This is a genomic window from Paraburkholderia sp. WS6 (assembly GCF_030464835.1).
Lineage (GTDB): Bacteria > Pseudomonadota > Gammaproteobacteria > Burkholderiales > Burkholderiaceae > Paraburkholderia > Paraburkholderia madseniana.
In genome coordinates, this window is the sequence record NZ_JALQCK010000003.1 from 81859 (window position 1) to 105469 (window position 23611).

Sequence of the window (23611 nt, forward strand, 5' to 3'; positions counted from 1 at the left end):
GCGGTATTTAATCGCGGGCGTAGTGCTCGATGACTTTGTTCAGACAGATACCGACATGATCGAACGCTGCAAAGGCAGCCGTGCGGAGCGTTGATCATAGCGCCAAGCCATGCATTTTTGGTTCCGGCCCCGCCTCAATCGAGAAAAAACAATCGGTCAGGTGTGATTTAACAAATACGCTCATCTGTATTTAACGGTTGTTCAAGCGAAATCTTTAACTCGTCGACAGGCAATTGAAACAATCGCGGGCGCCGTAATAGTCTGCGATAAGCGCTGGTAATAGCGCCATTCTGAATACTGGTTTTGCCGGTACAACGCGTCTTGCGAAGTACGCCGGCAACGCGCCGTGGTTAGCCAACTTCATTACGGCTTCTTTACACGACAACAGGTAGCATCCCAAGGCCATGCAAGACGCATGGCGGCGCCGTCGAATCTCCACCACATTCAGGCTTTAGAAGCTATTCCCGAACGCTATCCGGTGTTTCACTAACTACCCTATCTTTTTGAACTGATAAGCTTGGCGCGCGCTGCTGGCCGCCCCGGCCGGCAGCTTCAACCCAAGCCTGGTCGTGAGTCGCGCCGGGCGTCCCGCAGCGGCACAACCGCATACGGGAGTATTCGAACTACACCGAGGAGTTAAACAGTGAAAAAACTGCTAGCGGCTTTGACGGTTGCTCTGCTTGCAACCGTCTCGATTGGCGCACACGCTAAAGATTGGTCGACAATCCGTTTCGGCGTTGACGCCAGCTACCCCCCGTTTGAGTCCAAGGGCTCGGACGGCAAGCTCGCGGGCTTCGACATCGACCTCGGCAATGAAATCTGCGCGCGCCTGAAGGCCAAGTGCGTGTGGGTCGAAAACGACTTCGACGGCATGATCCCGGCCCTGAAGGCGAAGAAGTTCGACGGCGTGCTGTCGTCGATGTCCATGACGCCGCAACGCGCTGAACAGATCGCCTTCTCGTCGAAGCTGTTCAACACGCCGACGCGCCTCGTCGCGAAGAAGGGTTCGGGCATCCTGCCGACCGCCGATTCGCTCAAGGGCAAGACGGTTGGTGTCGAGCAAGGCACGATCCAGGAAACCTACGCGAAGACGTACTGGGAAGCGAAGGGCGCGAAGGTCGTGCCGTATCAGAACCAGGACCAGGTCTATGCCGACTTGCTGTCGGGCCGTCTGGACGCAGCGCTGCAAGACGCGGTGCAAGCTGACATCGGCTTCCTGAAGACGCCGCGCGGCGCGGGCTTCGACTTCGTCGGCAAGGACCTCGACGATCCGAAGATCCTCGGCAACGGCGCAGGCATCGGCATGCGCAAGGAAGACGCCGATCTGAAGGCGAAGGTCGACAAGGCGATTGCCGACATCATCAAGGACGGAACGTACAAGAAGCTCGAGAAGAAGTACTTCGACTTCGACGTGTACGGCGGCTAAGCCAGCCACGCGCGCCTGACGGCGCGCTTGCCGGCTCGCAAAAACCGGGCTCCGCATCACGCGGAGCCCGTTTCGTTTGCGGGACCGCTTTGCCGCGCCGCCTGGACTGCGATCGAAGCTGACCGGCCGGCCCGCGCGCCGTGCGCTCCGGGCCGCGCCGCATAAGACCACGCGCCGCGTCATATCGGCTAAGATCGTGCGCTAGAGGCGCTGCGAACCCGCCCACCAATGACCGACCTTTAGACACCCTTTCCCCTTGTAATCAACGACATAGCGCGGCACGCCCCAGATGCCCGCGGATTTGAAAACCATGCAAACCCAAACCCATCCGCTGATTGCCCCGACGCTCGGCACCGCCCGTAATCTGACGAGTTTTCACTATGGTCCTGGCGGCGGGCAGAAGATTTACATCCAGTCGTCGCTGCATGCCGACGAGTTGCCGGGCATGCTGGTTTCGTGGGCGTTGCGCCGCAAGCTCGCCGCGCTGGAAGCTGCCGGCAAGGTGCGCGGCGAAGTCGTGATCGTGCCGGTGGCCAATCCGATCGGCCTGAATCAGCACTTTCTCGGCCATCTGACGGGCCGCTTCGAGACCAACAGCGCGCAGAACTTCAACCGCAATTTCTACGAGCTGTCGGCGCTGATTCAGCCCGGCATCGAAGCGCGCCTGACCGACAACATCGACGCCAATCGCACGGCGATCCGCGCGGCGATGCGTGAAGCGCTCGACGCGCAGAAGCCAGAAACCGAACTCGAATCGCAACGTCTGGCGCTGCAAAAGCTCTCGTATGACGCCGATGTCGTGCTCGATCTGCACTGCGACTGGGAAGCCGCGATGCACCTCTACACGAACCCGGACCTGTGGCCGGAAGTCGAGCCGCTCGCCTGCTATCTGGACGCCAAGGCGTCGCTGCTGGCGCTGAATTCGGTGGGCAATCCGTTCGACGAAATCCACAGCTTCTGCTGGTCGGATCTGCGCGGCCGTTACGGCGAGCGTTTCCCGATTCCGAACGGCTCGGTCTCGGTCACGATCGAGCTGCGCGGTCAACGCGAAGTGTCGTACGAGTACGCGGAGCGTGACGCTCAGGCGATCATCGAGTACCTGACCTCGCGTGGCGTGATCGACGGCACACCGGCGCCGCTGCCGGTGCTCGAATTCGCCGCCACGCCTTTGGCCGGCGCCGAGCCGATCGTCGCGCCGATCAGCGGTGTGCTCGTGTATCGCTGTGAAGTCGGTACCTGGGTCGATGTCGGCCATGAGATCGCCGATATCGTCGATCCGTTGACCGATCGCGTCGTCACGCTGAAGAGCACCGTAGCCGGCGTGCTATATGCGCGGCATTTGACGCGCTTCGCGACGGCCGGGCTGGAATTCGCGCGCATTGCCGGTGCGAAGGCGTTCAGAAGCGGGTCGTTGTTGAGCAACTGAGGAACACCTGAAGCTGTGCCTTCCCAGGATTCATCTGCGGAAGCTGTGCCTGCAAAGCAGAACGCCCGCTATTTCTGCGGGCGTTCTGCGTTTACGGGTCTGTTGCGAAAGAGCTGTGTGCTCAAAGGCGGCCGGAAAGCCGCCTATAAAACCGCTCAGAAAGCCGGAATGATCGCGCCTTTGAACTGCGTGTCGATGTACTTGCGCACTTCATCCGACTCGTACGCCGCGACCAGCTTCTTGACCCACGGCTTGTCGCGATCCTGCGCGCGCACGGCGATCAGATTCGCGTACGGACCTTTGAGGTCCTCGATCGCGATCGCGTCTTTCGTCGGCTGCAAGCCGGCCTTCACCGCGTAGTCCGTGTTGATCGACGCCGCGTCGAGGTCGTCGAGCGAGCGCGGCAATTGCGCGGCGTCGAGCTCCACCAGCTTGATCTTCTTCGGATTCTCGGCGACGTCGAGCGGCGTGGCATTGACGCCGTTCGTGCCGACGCCCGGCTTCAGCTTGATCACGCCGTACTTCTGCAGCAGCAGCAGCGCGCGGTTGCCATTCGACGGATCGTTCTGGATGCCGACCTTCGCGCCTTCCGGCAAGTCCTTCAGCGACTTGAGTTTCTTCGAATAGAAGCCCATCGGCGAAACGTAGGTCAGGCCGACGTTGACGATCTTGTAGCCACGCTGCTTGATCTGGCTATCGAGAAACGGCTGGTGCTGGAAACCGTTGGCGTCGAGGTCGCCGGAGTCGAGCGCCGCGTTCGGCTGCACGTAGTCGTTGAATTCGATGACCTTCACATTCAGCCCTTCGCGCGCCGCCACTTTGGTCACGACCGACCAGATTTGTGCGTCCGGGCCGCTCATCGTGCCGATCTTCAGTTGTTTGTCATCAGCGTGCGCAAACGTTGCCGTAAGCGAAACGGCGGCGATAGCGAGCAGATTCTGGATGATTTTGCGGCGTTGCATGCGTTTCCCCACAAGCGATTTTGATTGGTAGGTGCGGATCCTCGCATGCCCCCGATGCACCCGAAAACCAATCGTTTTTCACACGCTTATATGCACGATCTGGAAAAAGCTTATGAGCGGCGTGCCTTGCTTGATTTCAACTGGCAACGCTATGTGAGTGTCGCGCCGGCGCGACAGATTTCAAAAATAAGCAAAGCTGTCACATACCTTACTCTGCGTTCCCTTAAATTGCGGGCCATCGCACGACCTTACCAAAGAGTACGGCGTGGTGATCGCTTAATTTTTAATCGGAGAAAGTCTTGAACAAGAAAGTATTGGCCGCCGCTACGCTCGCCGTCTTCGCCACCGCCGCACACGCACAAAGCAGCGTCACGCTGTATGGCTTGATCGATGCCGGTTTCACCTATGTCAACCATGCTGGCCCCCAAGGCCAGAAGCTTTATCAATACGGCGACGGTGTCGCCCAAGCCAGCCGTTGGGGCCTGCGCGGTTCTGAAGACCTCGGCAATGGCCTGAAGGCGCTGTTCACGTTGGAAAACGGCTTTAACTCCGGCACCGGCGCGCTCGGCCAAGGCAGCTCGCTGTTCGGCCGTCAGGCATACGTCGGTCTGTCGCAGAACGGCATCGGCACGCTCACGTTCGGTCGCCAATACTCGTTCTCGACCGACTTTCTGGGTGGCGTGTACAGCAACGGCAGCCAGACCGTCGCTGGTAACTACGGCTATCACATCAACGATGTCGACCAGCTCACGTCGAGCCGCGTCAGCAACGCGGTCAAGTTCACCAGCGCGAACTTCGCGGGCCTGACCTTCGGCGGCATGTACGGCTTCTCGAACCAGGCTGGTGCATTTGCTGGCGCGCCGGGCGCAAGCGGTTCATCGTCGGTTTACAGCTTTGGCGTGAACTATGCGAACGGCCCGTTCGGCATCGGCGCTGCGTACACGGACATCCGCTACCCGGGTTCGGCATCGCCGACCACCTTCTCGACGACGCTCGCAAACTCGGCGATCAGCGGTACGGCGAAGGACCTGTCCACGGTCGGCGTCGGCACCAAGTACTCGATCGGCGCGGCAACGATGTGGGCTCTCTGGACGCACACGAACATCGAGCAGATTACCGGTCACATGACGACGTTCAACGCGTACGAAGCAGGCGGCAAGTACGCATTCACGCCGGCACTGACGGGCGCGCTGGGCTACACGTACATGCAGTCCAAGGATCAGACCAACGGTCACTGGAATCAGATCGACGCCAGCGTCGACTACGCACTGAGCAAGCGCACCGACGTGTACCTGCTGGGCGTCTATCAGGCTGCTGCGGGCAAGACGTCGAAGAATACCGGTCTGCAAGCGCAGATCGGCTCCAGCACGAGCAGCTTCCTGCCGGTGGCAGGCGCAAGCACGCAACTGGCAGTTCGCGCAGGCCTGCGTCACAAGTTCTAAGCGAGTTTTGCCTTGTCGGTGAGGAGCGCGAGTTCCTTGCTGTCCCCGAGGTTCTGGAAAACGCCCTGCGGGGCGTTTTTCTTTTAAGGCGGCGGTTTTTCAAGCCCCCGCGTTGATCTAAAGATGTCTTGCGCCACCCCGCCACTTCCAGCGCTGCCGCCGCATCCACGCCAGACTGCCCGCATGACAAAGCCGCTGCGGCGCCGGCTGCCTCGCTTCGAGCGTCTCATCAATTATCGAGTCAGTCTCGACGGAACGCGTCCCATACCGTTTTGTGGACTAAAGGTCTGCACCGGACGACCAGGCGCTGGGGTAACAGCATTGGTGGGCGTGTTGCGCAGCCCCGGCGCAAGATAGACGAATTTCCACCCGCCATAAGTCTGCTCCGTCTCGAAGTCTGCATATCGCCGCGGAAACTCCGCGCGCTTGATCGTCGGCGCCTCCGAGCTGCTGTACACGCCATAAAAGCGATCGCCCTGCCGCAAGAAGAGCCAATCGGTCTTGCCAGTGATCGGATCCGGGTATGCCTGACGCAGATGATGCATCGGAACCGGAAAGCGCGCGTCGTCCAGCAGATCGTCGACCGACGCCGGATAGACGCGGCCGACGCGGTAATACCGCACAATCGCCTGCCGGTACTGGTCACCGACGAATAACAGTTGCTTCTCCTGCTCGCGCCGCCGTTCCAACGACCAGACATCCAGCGCGCCCGCCAACGCGATCGACATCAGCGTCAGCGCGATCAATAGCGCCAGCAGCACGAGCCCACGCTGGCGCACGGCGCGAGGCCTGGTTCGGCGCCACGCAGCCCGCTTCGATGCCGACGGAATACGCGCGCCGCCTCGCACTGAGAAAGCGCCGCGACTCACTTGCCTGCTCCTGCTGGATCGGCTGGCGTGCCCTGCGGACTACTCGCCGGCACGACGTCGTACACACCCGTCTTGGTTTCATCGGGCGAGGCGATCACCGCCCACTTGTCGTCGCCGTTGACCGGATCGGTTGGAACCGCCCGCAGATAGTGCTTCGTCACCAGTTCATCGAGCGTATCCGGGTACTGGCCGTTGTCGCCGTAGTATTTATCGATCGCATCGCGCATCACCGCGACGTTCTGCTGCCGGACCTGCTCCTTGCCGCGTTCGATGCTGTGCATATAGCGCGGCAGCGCGATCGTCAGAAGCAGGCCAATGATCGCCATCACGACAACCAGTTCGATCAGCGTAAAACCGCGGGATCTGCGCGTATAAGCGGGTTTCATGATGCACCGTCACCATTGTTTGTACGGAACGCCGTTGATGCCGGCGCGATCGGATTTCGACGATACGTCGAACACATCCTTGCCGGCCTGATCGTTTCCCGACGGCGCATCGGCACCGGCCTGATCCGGCGGCACCCCATAGGACCGCACGTTCCAGGTGTCTTCCGCGGCCGCTTCCGGATCGCCGGAAAAAAACGGATCCCGCGGCACGTGGCGAAGGAACATCAACAGACTGCCTTTCGGATCCTTCGCATTGGGTACGCCTGTCACGAGTACGGTCAGCGACGCCGGATAGCCGGACGCCTCTGCCTCCTTGTCGATCAACCCCGCGTCGCTCGAATCCTTGTAGGCGTCGAGTGCCGTGCGAATCTCGCGCAACGCGGCGCTCAACTGCTGTTCCTTCTGACGCTGCACGATCAGTTCGGAGAACGGCATGATCGCGAGCGCCAGGATGGACACGAGCGCGAGCGTGATCACCAGCTCGATCAACGTGAACCCACGCTGATCGAGCCGGCTTGCGCTACCCGAGTGGACCGTGTTCTTCGGCATGGCCACGCCTCAATACCCGTTTTGAATCGAGCGAAGCGGGTTCTCGGTCGGCATGTCACCCGGCGGCATCTGCAGGATCGACGGAGGGGGCGTGGGTGCCGGTGCGGGTGCCGCCGGGGCAGGCGCGGGCGGCTGGGTGGCCGCCGGCGCCGCATTCGCCCCAGCGCCCGGCTCGGCCTCGCCTCCCGCCTGCTCCGCTGCCGGCGGCGCATTGGGAACCGGCACCGGCGCCGGCGCGGTCGATTGCGGCGCAAAGCGTCCTCCGTAGGGTGCGGGTGGCGGCGTCGTGCGCGGCGGCGGCGGCAATTGCCCAAACGAACCGGTCGCGGGCACCGTCGTCGAACTGTTCGCCGCTGCGCCGGCTTGAGCGGACTTGCCACCTGTCATGCCACCGCCTACGCTGCCCGGCAGCGGCTTTACAGCAGGCACTCCGGGCACCGCCGCGGCGGCCATGACGGGATCGAGCCGAAGCTGGTCGGCGTGCACATTGACGTCAGTGCCGGACCAGACCTCCTGCGTGTCCACATCAGCCGCGAGCTGCGGCCGGACAATGTGCGGCGTGATCTGCAACACGATCTCCGTCTTCACATGGTCGCCGTTGTGGTCCGAGAACAGGCGCCCGAGCACAGGCAACTGCCCGAGGCCGGGCACCTTGTCGGCCGACCTGCGGTCCTGATCCGAGATCAGCCCGCCGAGAATCTGGCTTTCACCGTCTCTCAGACGCAGGCTTGTCGACGCACTACGCGTTCCTATCTGATAGGCGAGCGAACTCAGACCCGTTTGCGAATTGCCGCTCTGGATCGTATTGGTGATATTGCTGACTTCGAGATTCAGTTTGATGCCGACGTCGCCATCCCGATAGACCTGCGGCTCCACTTCGAGCTTGATACCGACATCGATGTACTGAATCATTTGCGTGTACGACGGACCGCTCGTGCTGGGCGTGCTGGAACTCGAAATCACCGGCAACTTGTCGCCGATCAGGATCCGGGCCTTCTCCTTGTTGCGCGTCCGGATGCGTGGACTCGCCAGCAAATTCGCGTCGGTATCCGTAAGCTTGAAGTTCGCCGTCGCGGACAGACCGCTGACATTCAGCGCATTGATGGGAAGATGGTGCAATGCGCCCCATGTGTCCACCGTGGACGGTGTCGACACCGAGAACGAGTTCGGCCATTCGATCCCGAGATTGGACAGGCGTTCGTGCGACACCTCCAGCACTTCGACTTCCAGCATCACCTCCGGTTCGGGCAAGTCCTGCGCGGCGATCATCTCTTCGGCAACCTTGATGGTGTCCGGGGTGCCGCGGATCGTCACGGTGTTCGCGCGCTCGTCGATCACGACTTCCTTGATCTTCAGCAGGCTCTTCAGCAGCGACTGGATCTGTTTGGCGTCGACATTCGACAACTGGAACGTGCGTACCTTCAATTCCTGATATTCAAGCTGCTTGGCCGGCGTCGCCGGGTAGATGAAAAGCGTATTCGCGTTGAGTTGCTTCTTGTCGAGCTGATTCTGCATCAGGATCATATCGACCGTATCCTGCAGCGACGCGTTCGTCACGAAGATGGTCGTCTTCAGGTCCGCACGAACGTCGCGGTCGAAGATGACGTTCAATCCCGAAGTGCGCGACAACGCTTCGAAGACCATGCGCACATTGGCATCGCGAAACTGCAGTGTGATCGGGGTACGCATGATCGACGATGCGGCACGCTGCTCGTCCTTGTCCGCGCGTTGCTGCCGAATCTTGTCGTCGATTTCCTTTTGCATCTGCAACGCGAGCGCATTGGTCGGATTCGTCAGCAATACGCGGTGCACGCGATCGGACGCCGGCCCAAACGAGCCGCGCTGCATCATGCGGTCCGCTTCCTGCAGGGTTGCGAGATCCCGGCGGTCCTGGTCGATCAGCGCGCCGATCTTGCGGCCGCGTTCGCTGGTCGGATCGATCTGGCTTGCCGCATAAAGCTTCTGGATCGCGGCATCGAACTGGTAGCTCTGACGAAACTGGTCGGCCTGATCGAGTAGCGCGTTGACCTGATCATTGCGGTCGTGCAGATAGTTGAGTTTCGCCTCGGCGCCGGTTGGAGTGTTCTGCAGGATCGGCATTTGCACGCAACCACTGACGGCAAGCATGGAGATAGCGACCGCGAGCGCACGCTTTCTCGCGACCCCCGCGATTGGCCTGCGCTGAGCACGGAACGGGACAGGTGGCAAGAGATGGTTCGCTGGGCCGCTGTCCCCATTGCGGCCCGCACCCCGTGTGCGTGAGGTTGTCATCTACTTTGCCTCTCTTGGTATGGATACGGACTGCGTCTGGTTAAGCGGTAGATAGGTCAGCACCACGTCGGATTCCGAAACCGACTCGACGCGGTACTGGTCATCGACAACTTCGCCCGGTGAAACAATTAGCAACCGCTCGCCGTTGCTAAGAAATACCTGCGGCTTGGCCGCTTTCGCATCCAGCTCGCCCACGTACGTGAAAGGCACGGGTGGCGCAGTCGGCGCCGGTGCTCGCACCTCCGGTACGACCGGCACCTCGACAGGAGGCGGCGGCGGAAGCCACGAAGAGGCGGCGAACGGATTGTTGGTCGATTCGACGGACAGAGGCGCGCGCAGGGAGATCAGCCTTGCGCGTGGCGTCGCCGCTATCGTCGGCTTCGCGTTGGCGGCGCCGACGTGCGACGCAGGAACCGGGGCCGGCGCAACTGCGTGCGTAGTTGCGTGTGTAGCTGCGGACGCGGCCGATGTGGTGGACTGGAGATGAACGGAAGCCGGCCGCGCCTGCATGTCGTCATGCCTCGCGCCGTGGAGCGCGGCAAGCACCGTCGGCGTCTGGGTCGCCGCCACCTGCGCGCGATATCCGAGCCCGACGGCGGCGATCGCGCAGAACGTCAGCAACACGCGTTTGACCAGAGCGGGTTTCACGGCTGCGCTGTCCGGCAGACGAGCTCGAACGCGTTTGACCAGAGCGAGGTTCAAAGCTGCGCCGTCCGATAGATGAGTTCGAACGCGTTTGACCAGAGCGAGGTTCATGGTTGCGCCGTCCGATAGATGAGTTCGAAGCGGACCCGCGCATCGAGAATGTTGCCGTCGACCGCAGGACGTTCGACGTGGATCGCCTGTAGCGCCGCATTGGGCACGTTGTTCAGGACTGCCGCGAGAAAATGCCGGATCGCGCTGTACTGATCCTTGACAGGCAACAGCACCTGATACCGCGTAAAGGGCGCACCGGCTTCGGTCGTCACCTGATATTCGGCGGAGCCGAGCGTCAGATTGCTGTCGCGAGCCTGCGCGAATATCACCGCGATATCGCTCGCGCTTTGCGTGAAACCCGGGAACAGTCCCGGCAAGGTATCGAGCACAACCGCATCTGCCGGCTCGCTGCGCTCGCCGGCACGGTGATGCGCGTTCCCCGTCCGCGCGACGCGCGCAGGATCCTGCATCTCGTGCATTTCGCGCGTCCCGGCGTCCACACTGGGAGTTGAGGCGCACACGATGGCGGCCGCGCCGATCACCAGCGCGCCGAGCAGTCCCGGCAGGCCGAACGCGCGCCGCATCTCGAAGCGCAGCGTCAACAGCATGTCCTGTAGCTGGTCCGCTTTCATGACTTCCTCCAGACGGCAGTGATCTGGAAACGCACCGGTTTGCCCGGCACGTTCGTCTCGATCAGGTGATCGTTGAGCACGGCTTCCCGCAGCAGAACGCTGCTCTGCAGATACTTCAGGTACGCGATCATCGCGTCGAAGTTCTTCGCCTCGGCCGTGATACGGATCTGGCTTTGCGCGGGGTTCTGATCGATGCCGATCAGCGCGACATCGTGATCGGGATAGTCTTCGACGATCGAGAAGAGGTCCTGCCACGGCACGGTCAGTTCCCGCAGAACCGACTGACTCTGCTTTTCCGCGAGCCTGGCGGCCGGCGTCAGCGGCGCCTTCAGCAAATGCCGGCTTGCCATTGTCTGCTGCCGGACGGCCTCCAGTTGCGCCTGCGCGCGATCGTTTTCCGCGTGCGCTTGCCAGAGCCGCGCGCCGCTTGCGAGCAACAGCACGGCAGCGGCGCACAGCAGGATCAGGCCGCCCGCCGCGGGGGTGGCGCGGCGCCCACTGAAGTCGAGGTCAAGGCGCGGGATCATTGTGCACACTCCATCAGCCGATGCGCAGGCGAGCGGTCCGTTGTCGGCGTCTGCCGGATTGCCGCCGCAAAACGCGCTTCGAACGGCGCCAGTTCGGTCTCGACCCCGAAGAGATGGATCTTGCAGTCTTCGTGCTTCAGGCTCGCCCGCGTCGCCGAGCGTTCGAACAACTGCTCGGCCAGTTCGGCCAGCCGGGACGCGTCGCCCGCATCACCCGGAAACAGGCGCTGTGTGTCGTAGGCGACCCAGCGATTCTGCTCGATCATGACCGCCTGCATCTGCTCGTCCGCGACGAACAGCAGCAGCGCCTCACCGCCCTCGGCTGCATCGCCGACGCGATTGAGCATCTCCGGAAGGCATAGCGTCAAGCGGCCAATCCCGACATGTTCGGCCGCGCTCACGTCGTGGATACCGTCAAGCAGTTCGCGCGACATCGCGCTGGCAAACAGAGCCCGGCCGCCGCGCTGCACACTGAACCGCACCACCAGCGACGCGCCGTCAATCCCGTAGGTATCGGTGAAATAGGCTAAGGCGATCTCTTCGAGTTCGCGCGCGCGCAGCGCGCGGAAGTCGCCGCGCAAGATCGCGTGATTGCCCCAGAAATCATCCAGCACGATGGTTGCGCTGCGCTTCTGCACAACCTCCTGCTGCACTGACGCGGCATCCGCCGCGGGCGTGGCGATGAGCGTGTCGGCAAGCGCTGTGCGCAGCGCATCGAGTGCGCCCGGTTCGGTGCAGCACTGCGCCTCTGGAATCGCAACGCTGGCAGGCTCGGCGGCAGATGCCGGTTTGCGCAGGCGCGACAGCCGGGGCATGCGTGCACCGACGACAATCTCGCGTGTGCCGACTCCGATTGCAAGCGGACTATTCAACCATCGTGACACGGTTAATCTCCTCGAGAGTCGTTTCGCCGCGCTTCACAAGTTCGACCGCGGCGGTACGCAGCGACTGCATGCCGTAGCGCATTGCTGCCGCCTTGATAGCTCCAAGCGGCGCGCGCTCCGACAACAGTTGCCGCAACTCGTCGTTCATGCGCAAAGCTTCCGCGATCGCGCGGCGTCCGCGGTACCCGCTGCCGCGGCACGCCGCGCAGCCCGTGCCGCGATGAAACAAATAACTGCCGGCGGTATCCGGATCGATGCCTGAACGGACCAGCGTGTCCGCGTCGACCGCCTCATCGGTTGTGCAATCCGGACAACACTGCCGCAAGAGACGCTGGGCGACGACGCCGTTGAGCGCGGACACGAAGCTGTACGGATCGACCTCCATGTTCGTGAAGCGGCCGATCACGTCGAACACGTTGTTCGCGTGCACGGTGGTGAACACCTGGTGACCGGTCAGCGCTGCCTGCACGGCGATTTGCGCGGTTTCCGGATCGCGGATTTCGCCGACCATGATCTTGTCCGGGTCATGCCGCAAAATCGACCGCAGTCCGCGCGCGAACGTCAGCCCCTTCGCTTCGTTGACCGGAATCTGCAAGATGTCGCCCAACTGATATTCGACCGGGTCCTCGATCGTCACGATCTTTTCAAGGCCGTTGTTGATTTCAGTAAGAATCGCGTAGAGCGTCGTCGTCTTGCCGCTGCCGGTCGGCCCGGTCACGAGCAGCATTCCATACGGCATCGATGCGACCGAGCGCATGAAGCGTGTATCGGCCTGCTGAAAACCCAGTGCCTCGAGCGTCAGACCGCCGGAAGCCTGCGAGAGCTGATAGCGGTCGAGGATCCGCAGCACCGCGTCCTCGCCGAACTGGTTCGGCATGATCGACACGCGGAAATCGATGTCACGTCCCGCGTACTGCGCCTTGAAACGCCCGTCCTGCGGAACGCGGCGCTCGGCAATATCAAGTTCGGAAATCACCTTCACGCGCGACAGGACCTGGTCGGCGACATCGCGGCCTTCCACCCGGCGGACCACAGTCAGCACGCCGTCCACGCGGCACTTGATCATCAAACCGCTGGCACGGCATTCGAGGTGGATGTCGCTTGCCATCATCTTCAGCGCGTCATAGATCGTCGAGTTGAGCAGCCTCACCACCGGGCTGTCGTCACTGCTGATGCCCTGCAGCGTCAACGCAAGCGAAGACGGATCGACTGCACTCTGGATCGGGTCGTCGAACGCGAGCGAATCCATCGCCCGCACGTCTTTTTCGCGCACGGCCAGATACGCGCTGATGTCTCCCGCGCTGGCGAGCGCCCAGCCGTACGGCACGGTCGGCCGTGAGCGCATGCGGTGTTCGACGCAGCCTCGCGTGCGCGCGTCGAGCGGATCGGCGATGACGAACAGAAGACCGTTGCCACTGTTTGTGCCGCTTGTACCATTTGCGCCGCTTGCCTCGCGAAAGCACACACACAGGCGAGTCGTCGCTTCGACGAACGACATCACGTCGAAATCGGGCTCGTACTGGTTCAACTCACGCATGCTGATCGGCTTCATGCGAAATTGCTCGGCCAACTGGGCGCGCATCTCGTCCGCGCTCAGCGCCGTCTGCGTCATCAACTCCTCCAGCGCACGAATGCCTGAACCATGCCGCTCGCCGAGCGTTCGCAGTGCGTCGCGCAGCTCGACACGCGGTTCGGCACGCGGTTCAGCATTGAGGCTTGCCAGAGTTGTGCTGACGGAATCCACGTCTTTTCTCCAGGAAGGTCTATTGAATGCTCGATGCGATTTCGAAAATCGGCATGTACATCAGCACGACGATTCCACCGATCACCACACCGATAAAAATCATCATCGCGGGTTCGATCAAACGCGAGATCAGATCAATCGTGCGGGACACCTGTGCCTCCTGAAACGCAGCGATTCTGTCGAGAACAGGCCCAAGACCGCCGGTCTTCTCCGCCACCGTCAGGAGCCGGTAGGAAATCGGGTTGGCGAGTCCACCCTGCTGAAACGCGTCGGAGATCTTTGTGCCGTTGCGCACCTGCTGGAGGGCCTCTGCGAGTGCGGCCTGGTCCGCGCGGCCGACCAGCCCATGCGCAAGATCGAACGCGCGCACGGCGGGAATACCGCCGTCGACCAGCATGGCGGTCGTGCGATAAAACTGCGACTGGCGAAAGACACGGAAGTGTTGCCCGATGCCCGGCAGGGCAAGCATGCGATCGGTGATCCAGGTCCGGACCGCAGGTCTGCGCAGCGCGAAACCGGCCACCACCGCCAGCACGGCAAGGCTGACGCTCAACTCCGCCCCGTGGGCGTGCACCATGCTGCCCCAGGCGATCAGCAAGCGCGAGAGCAGCGGCAGCTCGCGCCCGCTGTGTTCAAGCAAGGTCGCGAACCTCGGCACGACGAAGCCCAGCAGGAACAGCACGACCGCCGCGCCCACCAGCAACAGAACAGATGGATAGATCGCTGCCGACACCACCCGGCCGCGCAGTTCGTGAAGCATCGCGCTATTGCGCGAGTAGCGGGTCAAGCTATCCGCGAGGCCGCCGGTTTGCTCGCTGGCTTTCACGCAGGCGACCAGCACCGGTGGAAAGATGTGACTCGCGTGTTCGAGCGCCGCGGAGAGTGACTGCCCCTCTTCCAGTAGCCGCAACAGCTCCCGGTACACCTGCGCCGAAGCCTCGCGGCGCTCATTGCCGCCAAGCGTGCGCAATGCGTCGACGACACCGACGCCTGCATCGAGCAATGCCGCGAGTTCGCGCGCGAACAGTTCGACGTTGAACCTGGCGCCGGGCAGCGCCGCCCAGTTCTTCCGGTAGTGCCGCCGTGCGGCGTCGGCGCGAACCGATACGACGCGAAGACCGCGGGCGCGTGCAAGCGACGCAGCAGTCGACGAAGAATCGCTATCGATGCGAAGCGTCTGGACCGCACCACTGGTATCGAAAACACGCAGCACGTACTTCACGTCGACTCTCCTTGCAAACCACCCACTACCGGCCCAGCGTCGCGGCGACCGCGCGGCGCACCGTTACCACGACGAGACGGTCGTGTTCTCACCGACGCCACCGCCTCGTCCATCCTTGCCAAGCGAAAACAGATCGTAGTCGCCGTGCTCACCCGGCGAACGATACTGGTACGGGCGGTCCCACGGATCGACCGGCACCGCCTTCGCCAGATACGGCCCGCTCCAATGCGCCGCATCCTGCGGTTTGGCGATGAGCGCCTGCAGCCCTTCTTCGGTCGACGGATAGGACCCGACGTCCAGCCGGTATTGATCGAGCGCCTGCCCCAGCGAAACGATCTGCGCGCGCGCGATCTTCGTATTCGACTTGCCGACCTGTTCGAAATATCGGGGAGCAACGAGACCTGCCAGCAAGCCGATGATGACCATCACCACGAGCAGCTCGAGCAGCGTGAAACCGCGGCTGCGTCGCGCGCCCCTTTCGAGGCGGACGCACTGCCACGGACGCCCGGGCATGCCGGGCTTGATAGCGGACAATTCAGTGTGCACAGCTCCCCCCTGTATCGACCCACCGCTTCGGCATTGCCGAAGCCGTTGAATGCATTCTTGTTCAGGTCGATACGGGCAAGAAGTAGGGAGAGCCGTCCAAAGACATGGGTAAAGACCCTCCAGTTGCGCCGCGCTTATGCGGAGGGTTGATGCACGCGTTCTTCGTCCGGCAGCGTCAGCACACCCATGTCGATTGCGATGCGCACAAGACCTGTCACGTTCGTGATGCCCAGCTTGCGCATCAGACTCGCGCGATGCTTTTCGATCGTTTTCGGGCTGAGCTTCAGGTGCTCGCCGACCTGCCGATTGGTGTGCCCCTCGACAACGAGTCGCAGCACTGACCGCTCGCGGCCGGTCAATGCATCCCAGAGGTGTGCTTTTTGCGGGGTACCCGCAGCGAGGTCCAGCGAATCGGCACAGCGGCCGAGAACGTCGAGACTCGTGTTGTGCCTGCCCTGCATGACAAGCCGCATCTCGCCGACCAGGTCTTCGAAAGACGCGTCCTTGATCACATAGCCGTCGGCGCCCGCGGCAAACGACTCTCGCACGTGTTCTTCGCTGCGGTGAACGGTGAGGACAATGATGCGGATCCGCGGCGCGCGGCGCTTGATTGCGGCGATCGCCTCGAAACCGCTTCCGCCCGGCATCGACAGGTCCATCAGGATGAGATCGGGCATCGTCGCGATCGCTAGCCGGTATGCTTCGAGTCCGTCGCACGCCTCACCAACGATGACGTAGTCGCATAGTTCGGACACCATGCGACAAAGGCCGCTGCGCAGAAGATGCTGATCCTCCGCAATCAGCACACGATGCTGTTTAGCCAATTTCGTCGCTCCTGACAGCACCGTGCGCGGTTAGTTGGACGCAACGGCGTCATGGTAGGCGCTCAGCAGTTCCGCTGGCGTCGCGAAGCCGTCAATACGCAGCCACGGCTTTCCGGGCGCCGCACGCAGGAATGCAACCGGCGTGTGATTCATCTTGTCGCCCCGATAGACGTTGAAGGCGCGTTGCGTCGTAATGCTCGCCTCGACGGTGCCGGTGTAGTGCTGCCACTCCGGACCCGCGTCGAATCGGGCTGCGTACGTTCTAAGGCGTGCCGGGGTGTCCTGCTCAGGATCGATCGAGATCGACACGATGTGCACCTTGTCCCGGTCGCCGCCCAACTCGCTTTGCAACTTCTCGAGCGTCTGGCTGACCATGGGGCAAATGGTGGTGCAGGTGGTGTAGATGAAAGTCAGGATCACCGGCCGGCCGTCGTTCAATTCATCGATCAACGAGACCGTCTTACCGTCGTCCCTGACCAGCTTCACCGGCGGCAGCGTATAGTCGACAGTCGAGCGCATGGTGCCCGACATCATGTGATGATGCATATGCGCGTCGGCGCCATCGGCGGCATCTGCGGCAGACGCGCACCATGCCGCGGGACCTGCCAGTCCGGCGCCGGCTAGCAGAACCGCGCCGATCAGGACTACTTTGGTCGTTCTCATCGCTGGCTCCAGAAGTATCATGAACACGGCGTCGATACCCGCGTGAGCGCATGAAAGGCGCGCCACCGTGCATATTCAGTCTCATGAATTTGTGCGCGAGCGTCATTGGATGAGAGCCCCCAAAGCACGGTAGGGCATGTCCGCCAGCGGGAAAACCCGCCTCGTTCAGCCGGGGTGTCCCCACATCGCGACTCAGTACTTGCCCGGTTGCAGCGAGGGTTAGTCGAGGCCTACAATTACTTATAGCCTTAAGGTTTCCTTAAGAAAACGCATCGGGATCTCCAATGGATGCAAACGAGCCCACGGGATTGCAGATGAAGCTGGCCGACCTGATCGAGGCCATGCGCAAGCTTTGCATTGTGGCCCGGACCCACAAACCAGCTACCGCCAACGTCACCGATGCGCGCGGCGCGGCACTTGCCATTCTCACGTCAGATGGAACGTTCCTGTCGGCGAACCGCACTGCGGCGGCCCTCCTCGGCTACTCGAATGCCGACCTGGTCGGCAAGCAACTCGCCGACATGGCGCCGAACAGCTTTTGGGCGCCGCTCGCGAGCGAATTGTCCGTGAGCGCTCACCGAGAATTTCACTCCTTTCCTGCGGTACTCAGCGGCCGCACCGGCCACCCGATCCAGCTCATGTTGCACCAGCAGTCGGTCCCCACCGGCGAGACCGGGCGCAGTGCGTTGTTGACGCTTTTTGAGGAACCGCTGATCTCCGGACCCGAACTTGCGAATGCCACGCGTTTGCCCGATGCGAGTGCGCGGGACCATCTGACGTATCTAACGATGGGTCAACAGAAAGAACGTCAGCGCCTTGCGGCGGAACTGCACGACGGTCTCGGGCAAGCATTGACGCTCGTCAAGCTGATGGCTGAGGACGCGCTGATGCGGATACGCCGCGGGCAGGTCGACGACGCGGCCCAGTTGCTGGATGCAACCGTGCTCAGAATCCGCGAGACGATCGGCGACGTGCGGCAGATATGCGGCGAACTGCGTCCGCTGATGCTCGATCAGCTCGGTTTGCCCGGCGCACTGGGTTCACTATGCCGGCGCATCGAGCGCAGCGCCGAAAACGTCTCAGTTGTGTTCAACTGCGACGTCGGCGACGAGGACGTGCCGGAACATCTGAAGGCCGACATATTCAGGCTCGCTCAGGAAGCGTTGAACAACACCGTCAAGCATGCAGCGGCCACGGAAGTCACGCTCGGTTTCCGGCGCATTGCGGGCGGCCTCCTGATGACGATTCTGGACAACGGCATCGGCTACGAAAACCGCCCGCTGTCGACAGAAGACGCCTGCACAACCGGGCTTGGCCTCATCGGCATGCAACACCGGGTCGAGTCGCACGGCGGCAAGTTTTCAATCCAGTCGTTCGGTACGAGCGGAACGCTGGTCTCGGCGGCATGGACCGCCTAGCGCAAGTTCCGTTCGCGCTCAGCACGCCCCGCCCAGCCCGTACTTGGGCTCTCCCGAGTATTCAGGCGACTCCGGCGGTCGATCCGGCTCGGCCTGCAAGCGGACAGGCGTATCGTCAACGTTCGGCTCGGAGCACTTCTCGGCCAGAGAAGTCAGCAGGCCCATGCTGATGGCGACCAGGACCAGTTCCGTCAGATTGGCGATATTGAGCTTGTGCATCATGCTGGCTCGATACTTCTCGATCGTCTTCGGGCTGAGATTCAAGTACTGCCCGACCTGCCGGTTGGTACGCCCTTCGGCGATCAGCTTCAGCACACTGCGCTCCCGCGCCGTCAGGACGTCCCACGCCTTCTTTGGCGCGTGCACTTCGCGGCCCGTGACGAACGAGTCGACCATGTACCCGTACACGTCGGCGCTCAGATGTTTCTTCCCCTGCATCACCATGCGCATGGCGGCCAGGAGTTCATCGAACGATACATCTTTCAGCACGTAACCCTCGACGCCGGCGCGCAGTGCCTCACGCACATACTCTTCGCTCTGGTGAACCGTGAGCACCACGATTCGTATGTTCGGCGATCGTCGTTTGATCGCCGCGCTGGCATCGATTCCGTTCATGCCTCGCATCGACAGATCCATCAGCATCAGATCGGGATTCAGCGTCATCGCCATTTGACAGGCTTCCTTGCCGTCCCTCGCTTCGCCGATGACGTCATAGCCCCCTTGCGCCGAAAGCATCGAGCGCAGACCGTTTCGTAGCAGATCGTGGTCTTCGGCGATCAAGACGCGGCATTTGGTATTCATGTTTTTACCCCTGGCAGCCAGGAACCGGTCGCGACAAGGCTGTGCAGCCGTTAAACGGCGCCCACCGCATGTCTCGTCTTTTTTACATCCCCTACCTTCGAATTCCTAACTTTCACTTGCTATGCAGCCACGCTGCATGCGTCTGTCCATCGCAAGGTTCGCGCCATGTCTCTGCGAGCCAGCATGGATCAGTATGTGAAATTCGTACGACATTTGAAATGGTCGAGGATAGCGACGTGTATGTTTCAAATTTGAACAAATTTTCCCCGGACGGGAGATTAGTAGCAATACCGATGGAGTAGACATTACGCGCCGAATTGGGCAACGGGACAATACTTACCGATTGCCAGCTCGAATCAGGAATATTCCCCTTCAACGTGTATGCCGGGTCGTACGGCACCTGATTTCCCACGGTTACCGGGCGTTACGAACGTAACGATTTTGTACAGCCCTCCGACCCGTCCGTTTTGCGTCTCAAAGTGTAGGGAGGTGCCCCATTGCAGATGCGCTTTCCTCCACACCACAATTGAGATGCGGGGGAACACGACCATGCGCTATAGCCTTTCATCCGGACCAGGACATGCGATCCTCATCGCATGCGCGATGCTTGGCATGGCATCACCGGGTGTGGCATGCGCAGAGATTTTTGGAGCGGTTGCGAGTAACGGTGCAATCGTCCTGACCAACGTACCTGGCAAAGCAGGGATGGCCGTCATCGTTGCCGGCGATCCGCCATCCGAACGCGATGCGAAGCGTGCACAAGCCTCATCGTCCGGGAGCGGCGACGCGGCGCGGTTCGCCGATGTGATCGACGAAGCAAGCCGCACCTTTCGCGTTCAGCCCGAACTCTTGCGCGCAGTGATCGACGTCGAATCCCGATACAACCCGAAGGCGGTTTCAGACAAAGGTGCGCAAGGACTGATGCAGGTCATGCCGGAGACAGCACGGCGCTTTGCCGGTGGAGACATGCTCAATCCGCGCGACAACGTGCTGACCGGAGCGCGCTATCTGCGCTTCCTTCTCGATCTCTTCAAGGACGATGTCGAACTCACCGTGGCCGCGTACAACGCTGGGGAAAATGCCGTGATTCGGGCCGGCTATCGCGTGCCCTCCCTGCGGGAAACGCGCGCTTACGTGCCACGGGTTCTGGAGCGCTATCGGCGCATGCTCGCAGCGGGTTAACGTTGCGTGCTCCGGAGGCAAGCCGGCGCCGGTATCGATGACATCCGGGCGTGACCGGCCGCCGGCCTGGCCGTACTGTTGCCGAGTCCGGGAACGGATTACGGAAATGCGGGAATGGTCGGCTCCGTTCCCCGGATCTCGGCCTCCGCGTGGTGAAGCTTGATCATCTTTTCAATTTCCTCGACGCGATCCTTTGGGACATCGATCATCATCAGCAGTTCACCCCGCTCGATCGCCGCTTCGAAACGTTTCAGCCGCGTATTCGGTACATCGACACCGATCATCGTCGCCGTCCATGCGCCAAACCCGGCGCCCGCGAGCGTGAGCGCAACGACAACGCCGCCCGCAATGGTCAGGCCCGCCGGCGGATAAGCCAATGCAACCAGGCCCGTCAACATGCCGGTCGCGCAACCCGCCGCCGTACCTCGCGTCAGTGCGTGAAGCAAGTCGCTGCTCTGCGCAAGTGTGGCCTCCGGCAAATCGTCGAGCCGTACATTATGGTTGGCAATCACGTGAATATGCCGCCAGTCGACTCGCCTCACCAGAAGCTCGTCAACAATCATCCGAGCACATTGCGTGCTCGGCAGCAAAAAATATATGCGTCTCATGGCGACCTCGCTGACCGTAGATCGGGGTCTATCCGGACCCCTGACTTCATTCTCGCGCGGATTGGCAGAGGGATAAAGTAGGAATGCTCGCCCAAAGGAATGGGTAGAGACCCGCAGTGGGTGTCGCCCGTCGAACCACGCGCCGCCAAGCCGGAGCTTCGGGCGAAGGGTCCGGGCGCTCCGGCATTCTTTTACAGCTTGCCGTAGCTATGCAGCCCCGACAGGAACATGTTGACGCCGAGGAACGCGAAGGTCGTCACCAGCAGGCCAGTCAGTGCCCACCATGCCGCCACCGCGCCGCGCAGGCCCTTCATCAGGCGCATATGCAGCCAGGCCGCGTAGTTCAGCCACACGATCAGCGCCCACGTTTCCTTCGGGTCCCAGCTCCAGTAGCCGCCCCACGCTTCCGCGGCCCACAACGCGCCGAGGATCGTCGCGATCGTGAAGAACGCGAAGCCGACGGCGATCGACTTGTACATCAGGTCGTCGAGCACATCGAGCGGCGGCAGACGGTCTGCCAGCACGCCGCGCTCTTTCGCCAGATACGCGACCGCGACCATTGCCGACAGCGCGAAACTGCCATAACCGATGAAGTTGGCCGGCACGTGGATCTTCATCCACCAGCTCTGCAGCGCCGGCACGAGCGGCTGGATCTGCTGGGCGTCACGCGCGACCGAGTACCACATCAGGAAACCGACCGCCGCGCTGATCACCAGCAGCACGAATGCGCCGAGCGCACGCGTGTTGTAGTGCTGCTCGTAGTACAGATAAAACAGCGCGGTGATCAGGCTGAACAGCACGAACACTTCGTACAGGTTCGAGATTGGAATATGGCCGACGTCCGCCCCGATCAGGTACGACTCGTACCAGCGCACCATCAGACCGACAAAGCCCATCACCACCGCGGCCCACGTCATTTTCGAACCGATCGCGGCACCGGTCGGCGAACGCGACAGCAGGCCGATCCAGTAGAAGACGGTGGCGAAGACGAAGAGCGCGCTCATCCACAGAATCGCGGACTGGCTCGACAGGAAATACTTAAGGAAGAACGCGCTATCCGCGCGCGACAGATCGCCCTGATAGATCTGGATTGCCAGCAACGACAGCGCGGCGATGCCCACCATCAGCGGACGCACCGGCTTCCAGCGCCAGCCGAGTACGACGAACACCGGCACGGCCAGGCACAACACCAGCTTGTCGTAGTAGTTCATGAACGGGTGATAGCGCGACAGCGCGAAGCCCGCGCCCGCGACCATCACGACGGCGAACAGCCAGTCGACGATGCCGAGACGCTTGAGGAAGGGGCGCTCGTCGAGCAGATCCACCGTTTGAGCCGCGGTCTTTGAGACATCCCACTTAAGCACGGGCGCCGGGTCCGGCGCACCGGCATCAAGAGACGATCGGGTCAGATTCATGGTCCCCTCCATTGCGCCGATCGCGCCAACAGGATGCCGTCGGCACACAATTGACTGCTTTCCAGGCTCGCTTCGTTCGACGGCCGCGCCCCAAGGCGCGGTCATCCAATAGTGGTCCCCGTCCCACAAACGCGCTGCCAGACGTGACCGGGAGACCCGTTGCTACCTTGAGCGCCCGCGTCCCGATTCGCTCCGTAAGTTTCCACTGCAAATTGAAAAAAAAGCGACCGCCGGGGGGAGACGGTGCGCAAACTGTTCGCCACATCGCCGCTGAAGCCCCCAACCGAGGCGACCTCAACAATGACGCAGGCGTTCTTGCAGGTGCCGCTGCCGTGCAACGGTGCATCCGCGTTGCACAGACCAGACGGACGGCCTGGACTCTGAATCGCCACGTCCACGGGCGCAGCGACACGCAAGTCAACTTGTTCATTGATCGGCCGGCGGGTTGGCCGCTGCCTCGGTCTCTGGAGGAAACGCTTCCACGAAGGCCGCTACGGCGCGCATATCCTGCTCCGACATATTGCCGCAGACCTCCTTCATGATCTCACCGCGAGGTCTTTGAGCGGTGTCGCGCTGGAAAACCAATAGCTGCTTGATGATGTAGTCCGCGTGTTGACCGGCGAGCCGCGGAAACTGATTCATTCCCTCGCCATGCTGGCCGTGACACGAAACGCATGCTGCGACGCCCTTGTCCGGCAACCCGGACACAAAAATCGCTTTGCCTTCGCCCATGAGCGATTGGTCGCCGGATTCACCCAGAGCCGGCTTCTGACTGGAAAAATACGCGGCAAGTTCGTCGATTTGCGCCTCGCTCAGGTGCGTAAAGCCCCACATGAACCTCTTGGCGTTCGGGTCTGATCGGGCATGCGTCTTGAAGTCCGTCAATTGATCGACAATGTATTCCTTTCGTTGCCCCGCCAGCTTGGGAAAGGCCGGCGATACCGAAACGCCGTTCACGCCATGACAGTTCGAGCAGACCTGCAGAGCAATGGTCTTGCCGGCCACTGCCGGGTTATCGACCGCCCTTGACCGGTCCATTTCGTGACAGCCCGATCCTGCAAGCAGCATCCCAAGGGAGATGATTTGCGCCAACGTTTTCATGTCACGAACCTCCAGAC

The 23611-nt window shown here is 61.8% G+C and carries 23 protein-coding genes; 5 read left to right on the top strand and 18 right to left on the bottom strand.

Annotated features, from left to right (window positions below; genetic code table 11):
- Positions 1 to 643 precede the first annotated feature (643 nt).
- Together M0D64_RS04775 and M0D64_RS04780 are read left to right on the top strand one after the other, a co-directional pair.
- Complete coding sequence (locus M0D64_RS04775) at positions 644 to 1426, top strand: ABC transporter substrate-binding protein (protein ID WP_168435873.1); 783 nt, start codon at positions 644 to 646, stop codon at positions 1424 to 1426.
- A gap of 310 nt (positions 1427 to 1736) precedes the next feature.
- Complete coding sequence (locus tag M0D64_RS04780) at positions 1737 to 2852, top strand: succinylglutamate desuccinylase/aspartoacylase family protein (RefSeq protein ID WP_266256836.1); 1116 nt, start codon at positions 1737 to 1739, stop codon at positions 2850 to 2852.
- A 155-nt stretch (positions 2853 to 3007) separates the two neighbouring features.
- On the opposite strand, the gene M0D64_RS04785 is transcribed toward M0D64_RS04780, so the two are convergent.
- Entirely contained in the window at positions 3008 to 3814 is an 807-nt protein-coding gene (locus tag M0D64_RS04785) for a MetQ/NlpA family ABC transporter substrate-binding protein (protein ID WP_154564715.1), read from the bottom strand.
- 299 nt (positions 3815 to 4113) lie between these two features.
- On the opposite strand from M0D64_RS04785, the gene M0D64_RS04790 reads away from it, so the two are divergent.
- The gene (locus M0D64_RS04790) at positions 4114 to 5256 is read left to right on the top strand and encodes a porin (protein WP_266239502.1); all 1143 of its coding nucleotides are present in this window, start codon (positions 4114 to 4116) and stop codon (positions 5254 to 5256) included.
- A 233-nt stretch (positions 5257 to 5489) separates the two neighbouring features.
- Here M0D64_RS04790 and M0D64_RS04795 read toward each other — a convergent pair whose 3' ends face one another.
- The 13 genes from M0D64_RS04795 to M0D64_RS04855 all read right to left on the bottom strand — a co-directional run bounded on the left by M0D64_RS04795 (position 5490) and on the right by M0D64_RS04855 (position 17069).
- A complete protein-coding gene (locus M0D64_RS04795) occupies positions 5490 to 6086 on the bottom strand; it encodes a type II secretion system protein (protein ID WP_266256996.1) in 597 nt (198 codons plus the stop codon).
- Positions 6087 to 6121: 35 nt separating this feature from the next.
- Positions 6122 to 6511 (bottom strand): type IV pilin protein, encoded by a 390-nt coding sequence (locus M0D64_RS04800; protein ID WP_266239504.1) that lies wholly within the window; start codon positions 6509 to 6511, stop codon positions 6122 to 6124.
- 9 nt (positions 6512 to 6520) lie between these two features.
- On the bottom strand, positions 6521 to 7060 hold the full coding sequence (locus M0D64_RS04805) for a type II secretion system protein (protein ID WP_266256837.1): 540 nt from the start codon (positions 7058 to 7060) through the stop codon (positions 6521 to 6523).
- A 9-nt stretch (positions 7061 to 7069) separates the two neighbouring features.
- Entirely contained in the window at positions 7070 to 9187 is a 2118-nt protein-coding gene (locus M0D64_RS04810; RefSeq protein WP_266256838.1) for a type IV pilus secretin PilQ, read from the bottom strand.
- Between the two features lie 144 nt (positions 9188 to 9331).
- Positions 9332 to 10087: a hypothetical protein gene (locus tag M0D64_RS04815; RefSeq protein WP_266256839.1), complete on the bottom strand. Its 756-nt coding sequence runs from the start codon at positions 10085 to 10087 to the stop codon at positions 9332 to 9334.
- On the bottom strand, positions 10084 to 10659 hold the full coding sequence (locus M0D64_RS04820) for a hypothetical protein (RefSeq protein WP_266256840.1): 576 nt from the start codon (positions 10657 to 10659) through the stop codon (positions 10084 to 10086). The genes M0D64_RS04815 and M0D64_RS04820 overlap by 4 nt, the downstream gene beginning before the upstream one ends.
- Positions 10656 to 11186: a hypothetical protein gene (locus M0D64_RS04825; RefSeq protein WP_154564727.1), complete on the bottom strand. Its 531-nt coding sequence runs from the start codon at positions 11184 to 11186 to the stop codon at positions 10656 to 10658. Before M0D64_RS04825 ends, M0D64_RS04820 begins: the two co-directional genes overlap by 4 nt.
- Positions 11183 to 12070, bottom strand: a complete 888-nt coding sequence (locus M0D64_RS04830; RefSeq protein ID WP_266256841.1) for a hypothetical protein — start codon at positions 12068 to 12070, stop codon at positions 11183 to 11185. Before M0D64_RS04830 ends, M0D64_RS04825 begins: the two co-directional genes overlap by 4 nt.
- The gene (locus tag M0D64_RS04835; RefSeq protein ID WP_266239539.1) at positions 12051 to 13682 is read right to left on the bottom strand and encodes a GspE/PulE family protein; all 1632 of its coding nucleotides are present in this window, start codon (positions 13680 to 13682) and stop codon (positions 12051 to 12053) included. Before M0D64_RS04835 ends, M0D64_RS04830 begins: the two co-directional genes overlap by 20 nt.
- A gap of 151 nt (positions 13683 to 13833) precedes the next feature.
- A complete protein-coding gene (locus tag M0D64_RS04840) occupies positions 13834 to 15036 on the bottom strand; it encodes a type II secretion system F family protein (RefSeq protein ID WP_171928180.1) in 1203 nt (400 codons plus the stop codon).
- Between the two features lie 63 nt (positions 15037 to 15099).
- The gene (gspG, locus tag M0D64_RS04845) at positions 15100 to 15549 is read right to left on the bottom strand and encodes a type II secretion system major pseudopilin GspG (protein WP_200652037.1); all 450 of its coding nucleotides are present in this window, start codon (positions 15547 to 15549) and stop codon (positions 15100 to 15102) included.
- A gap of 167 nt (positions 15550 to 15716) precedes the next feature.
- Positions 15717 to 16406, bottom strand: a complete 690-nt coding sequence (locus M0D64_RS04850; RefSeq protein ID WP_266256842.1) for a response regulator transcription factor — start codon at positions 16404 to 16406, stop codon at positions 15717 to 15719.
- A gap of 30 nt (positions 16407 to 16436) precedes the next feature.
- Positions 16437 to 17069, bottom strand: a complete 633-nt coding sequence (locus tag M0D64_RS04855; protein WP_266256843.1) for an SCO family protein — start codon at positions 17067 to 17069, stop codon at positions 16437 to 16439.
- Positions 17070 to 17353: 284 nt separating this feature from the next.
- Here M0D64_RS04855 and M0D64_RS04860 point away from each other — a divergent pair, with 284 nt between their 5' ends.
- Positions 17354 to 18487, top strand: a complete 1134-nt coding sequence (locus tag M0D64_RS04860) for a histidine kinase (protein WP_266256844.1) — start codon at positions 17354 to 17356, stop codon at positions 18485 to 18487.
- A gap of 18 nt (positions 18488 to 18505) precedes the next feature.
- Here M0D64_RS04860 and M0D64_RS04865 read toward each other — a convergent pair whose 3' ends face one another.
- A complete protein-coding gene (locus M0D64_RS04865; RefSeq protein WP_266256845.1) occupies positions 18506 to 19288 on the bottom strand; it encodes a response regulator transcription factor in 783 nt (260 codons plus the stop codon).
- A 549-nt stretch (positions 19289 to 19837) separates the two neighbouring features.
- On the opposite strand from M0D64_RS04865, the gene M0D64_RS04870 reads away from it, so the two are divergent.
- Positions 19838 to 20470: a lytic transglycosylase domain-containing protein gene (locus M0D64_RS04870; protein ID WP_266256846.1), complete on the top strand. Its 633-nt coding sequence runs from the start codon at positions 19838 to 19840 to the stop codon at positions 20468 to 20470.
- A gap of 98 nt (positions 20471 to 20568) precedes the next feature.
- Here M0D64_RS04870 and M0D64_RS04875 read toward each other — a convergent pair whose 3' ends face one another.
- From M0D64_RS04875 to M0D64_RS04885, 3 genes are all read right to left on the bottom strand, one after another.
- Positions 20569 to 21078, bottom strand: coding sequence for a DUF1269 domain-containing protein (locus M0D64_RS04875; protein WP_154564741.1), 510 nt, complete (start codon positions 21076 to 21078; stop codon positions 20569 to 20571).
- Between the two features lie 191 nt (positions 21079 to 21269).
- The gene (gene ccsB / locus M0D64_RS04880; protein ID WP_266256997.1) at positions 21270 to 22397 is read right to left on the bottom strand and encodes a c-type cytochrome biogenesis protein CcsB; all 1128 of its coding nucleotides are present in this window, start codon (positions 22395 to 22397) and stop codon (positions 21270 to 21272) included.
- Positions 22398 to 22919: 522 nt separating this feature from the next.
- Entirely contained in the window at positions 22920 to 23594 is a 675-nt protein-coding gene (locus M0D64_RS04885) for a cytochrome c (RefSeq protein WP_266256847.1), read from the bottom strand.
- Positions 23595 to 23611: the final 17 nt, after the last annotated feature.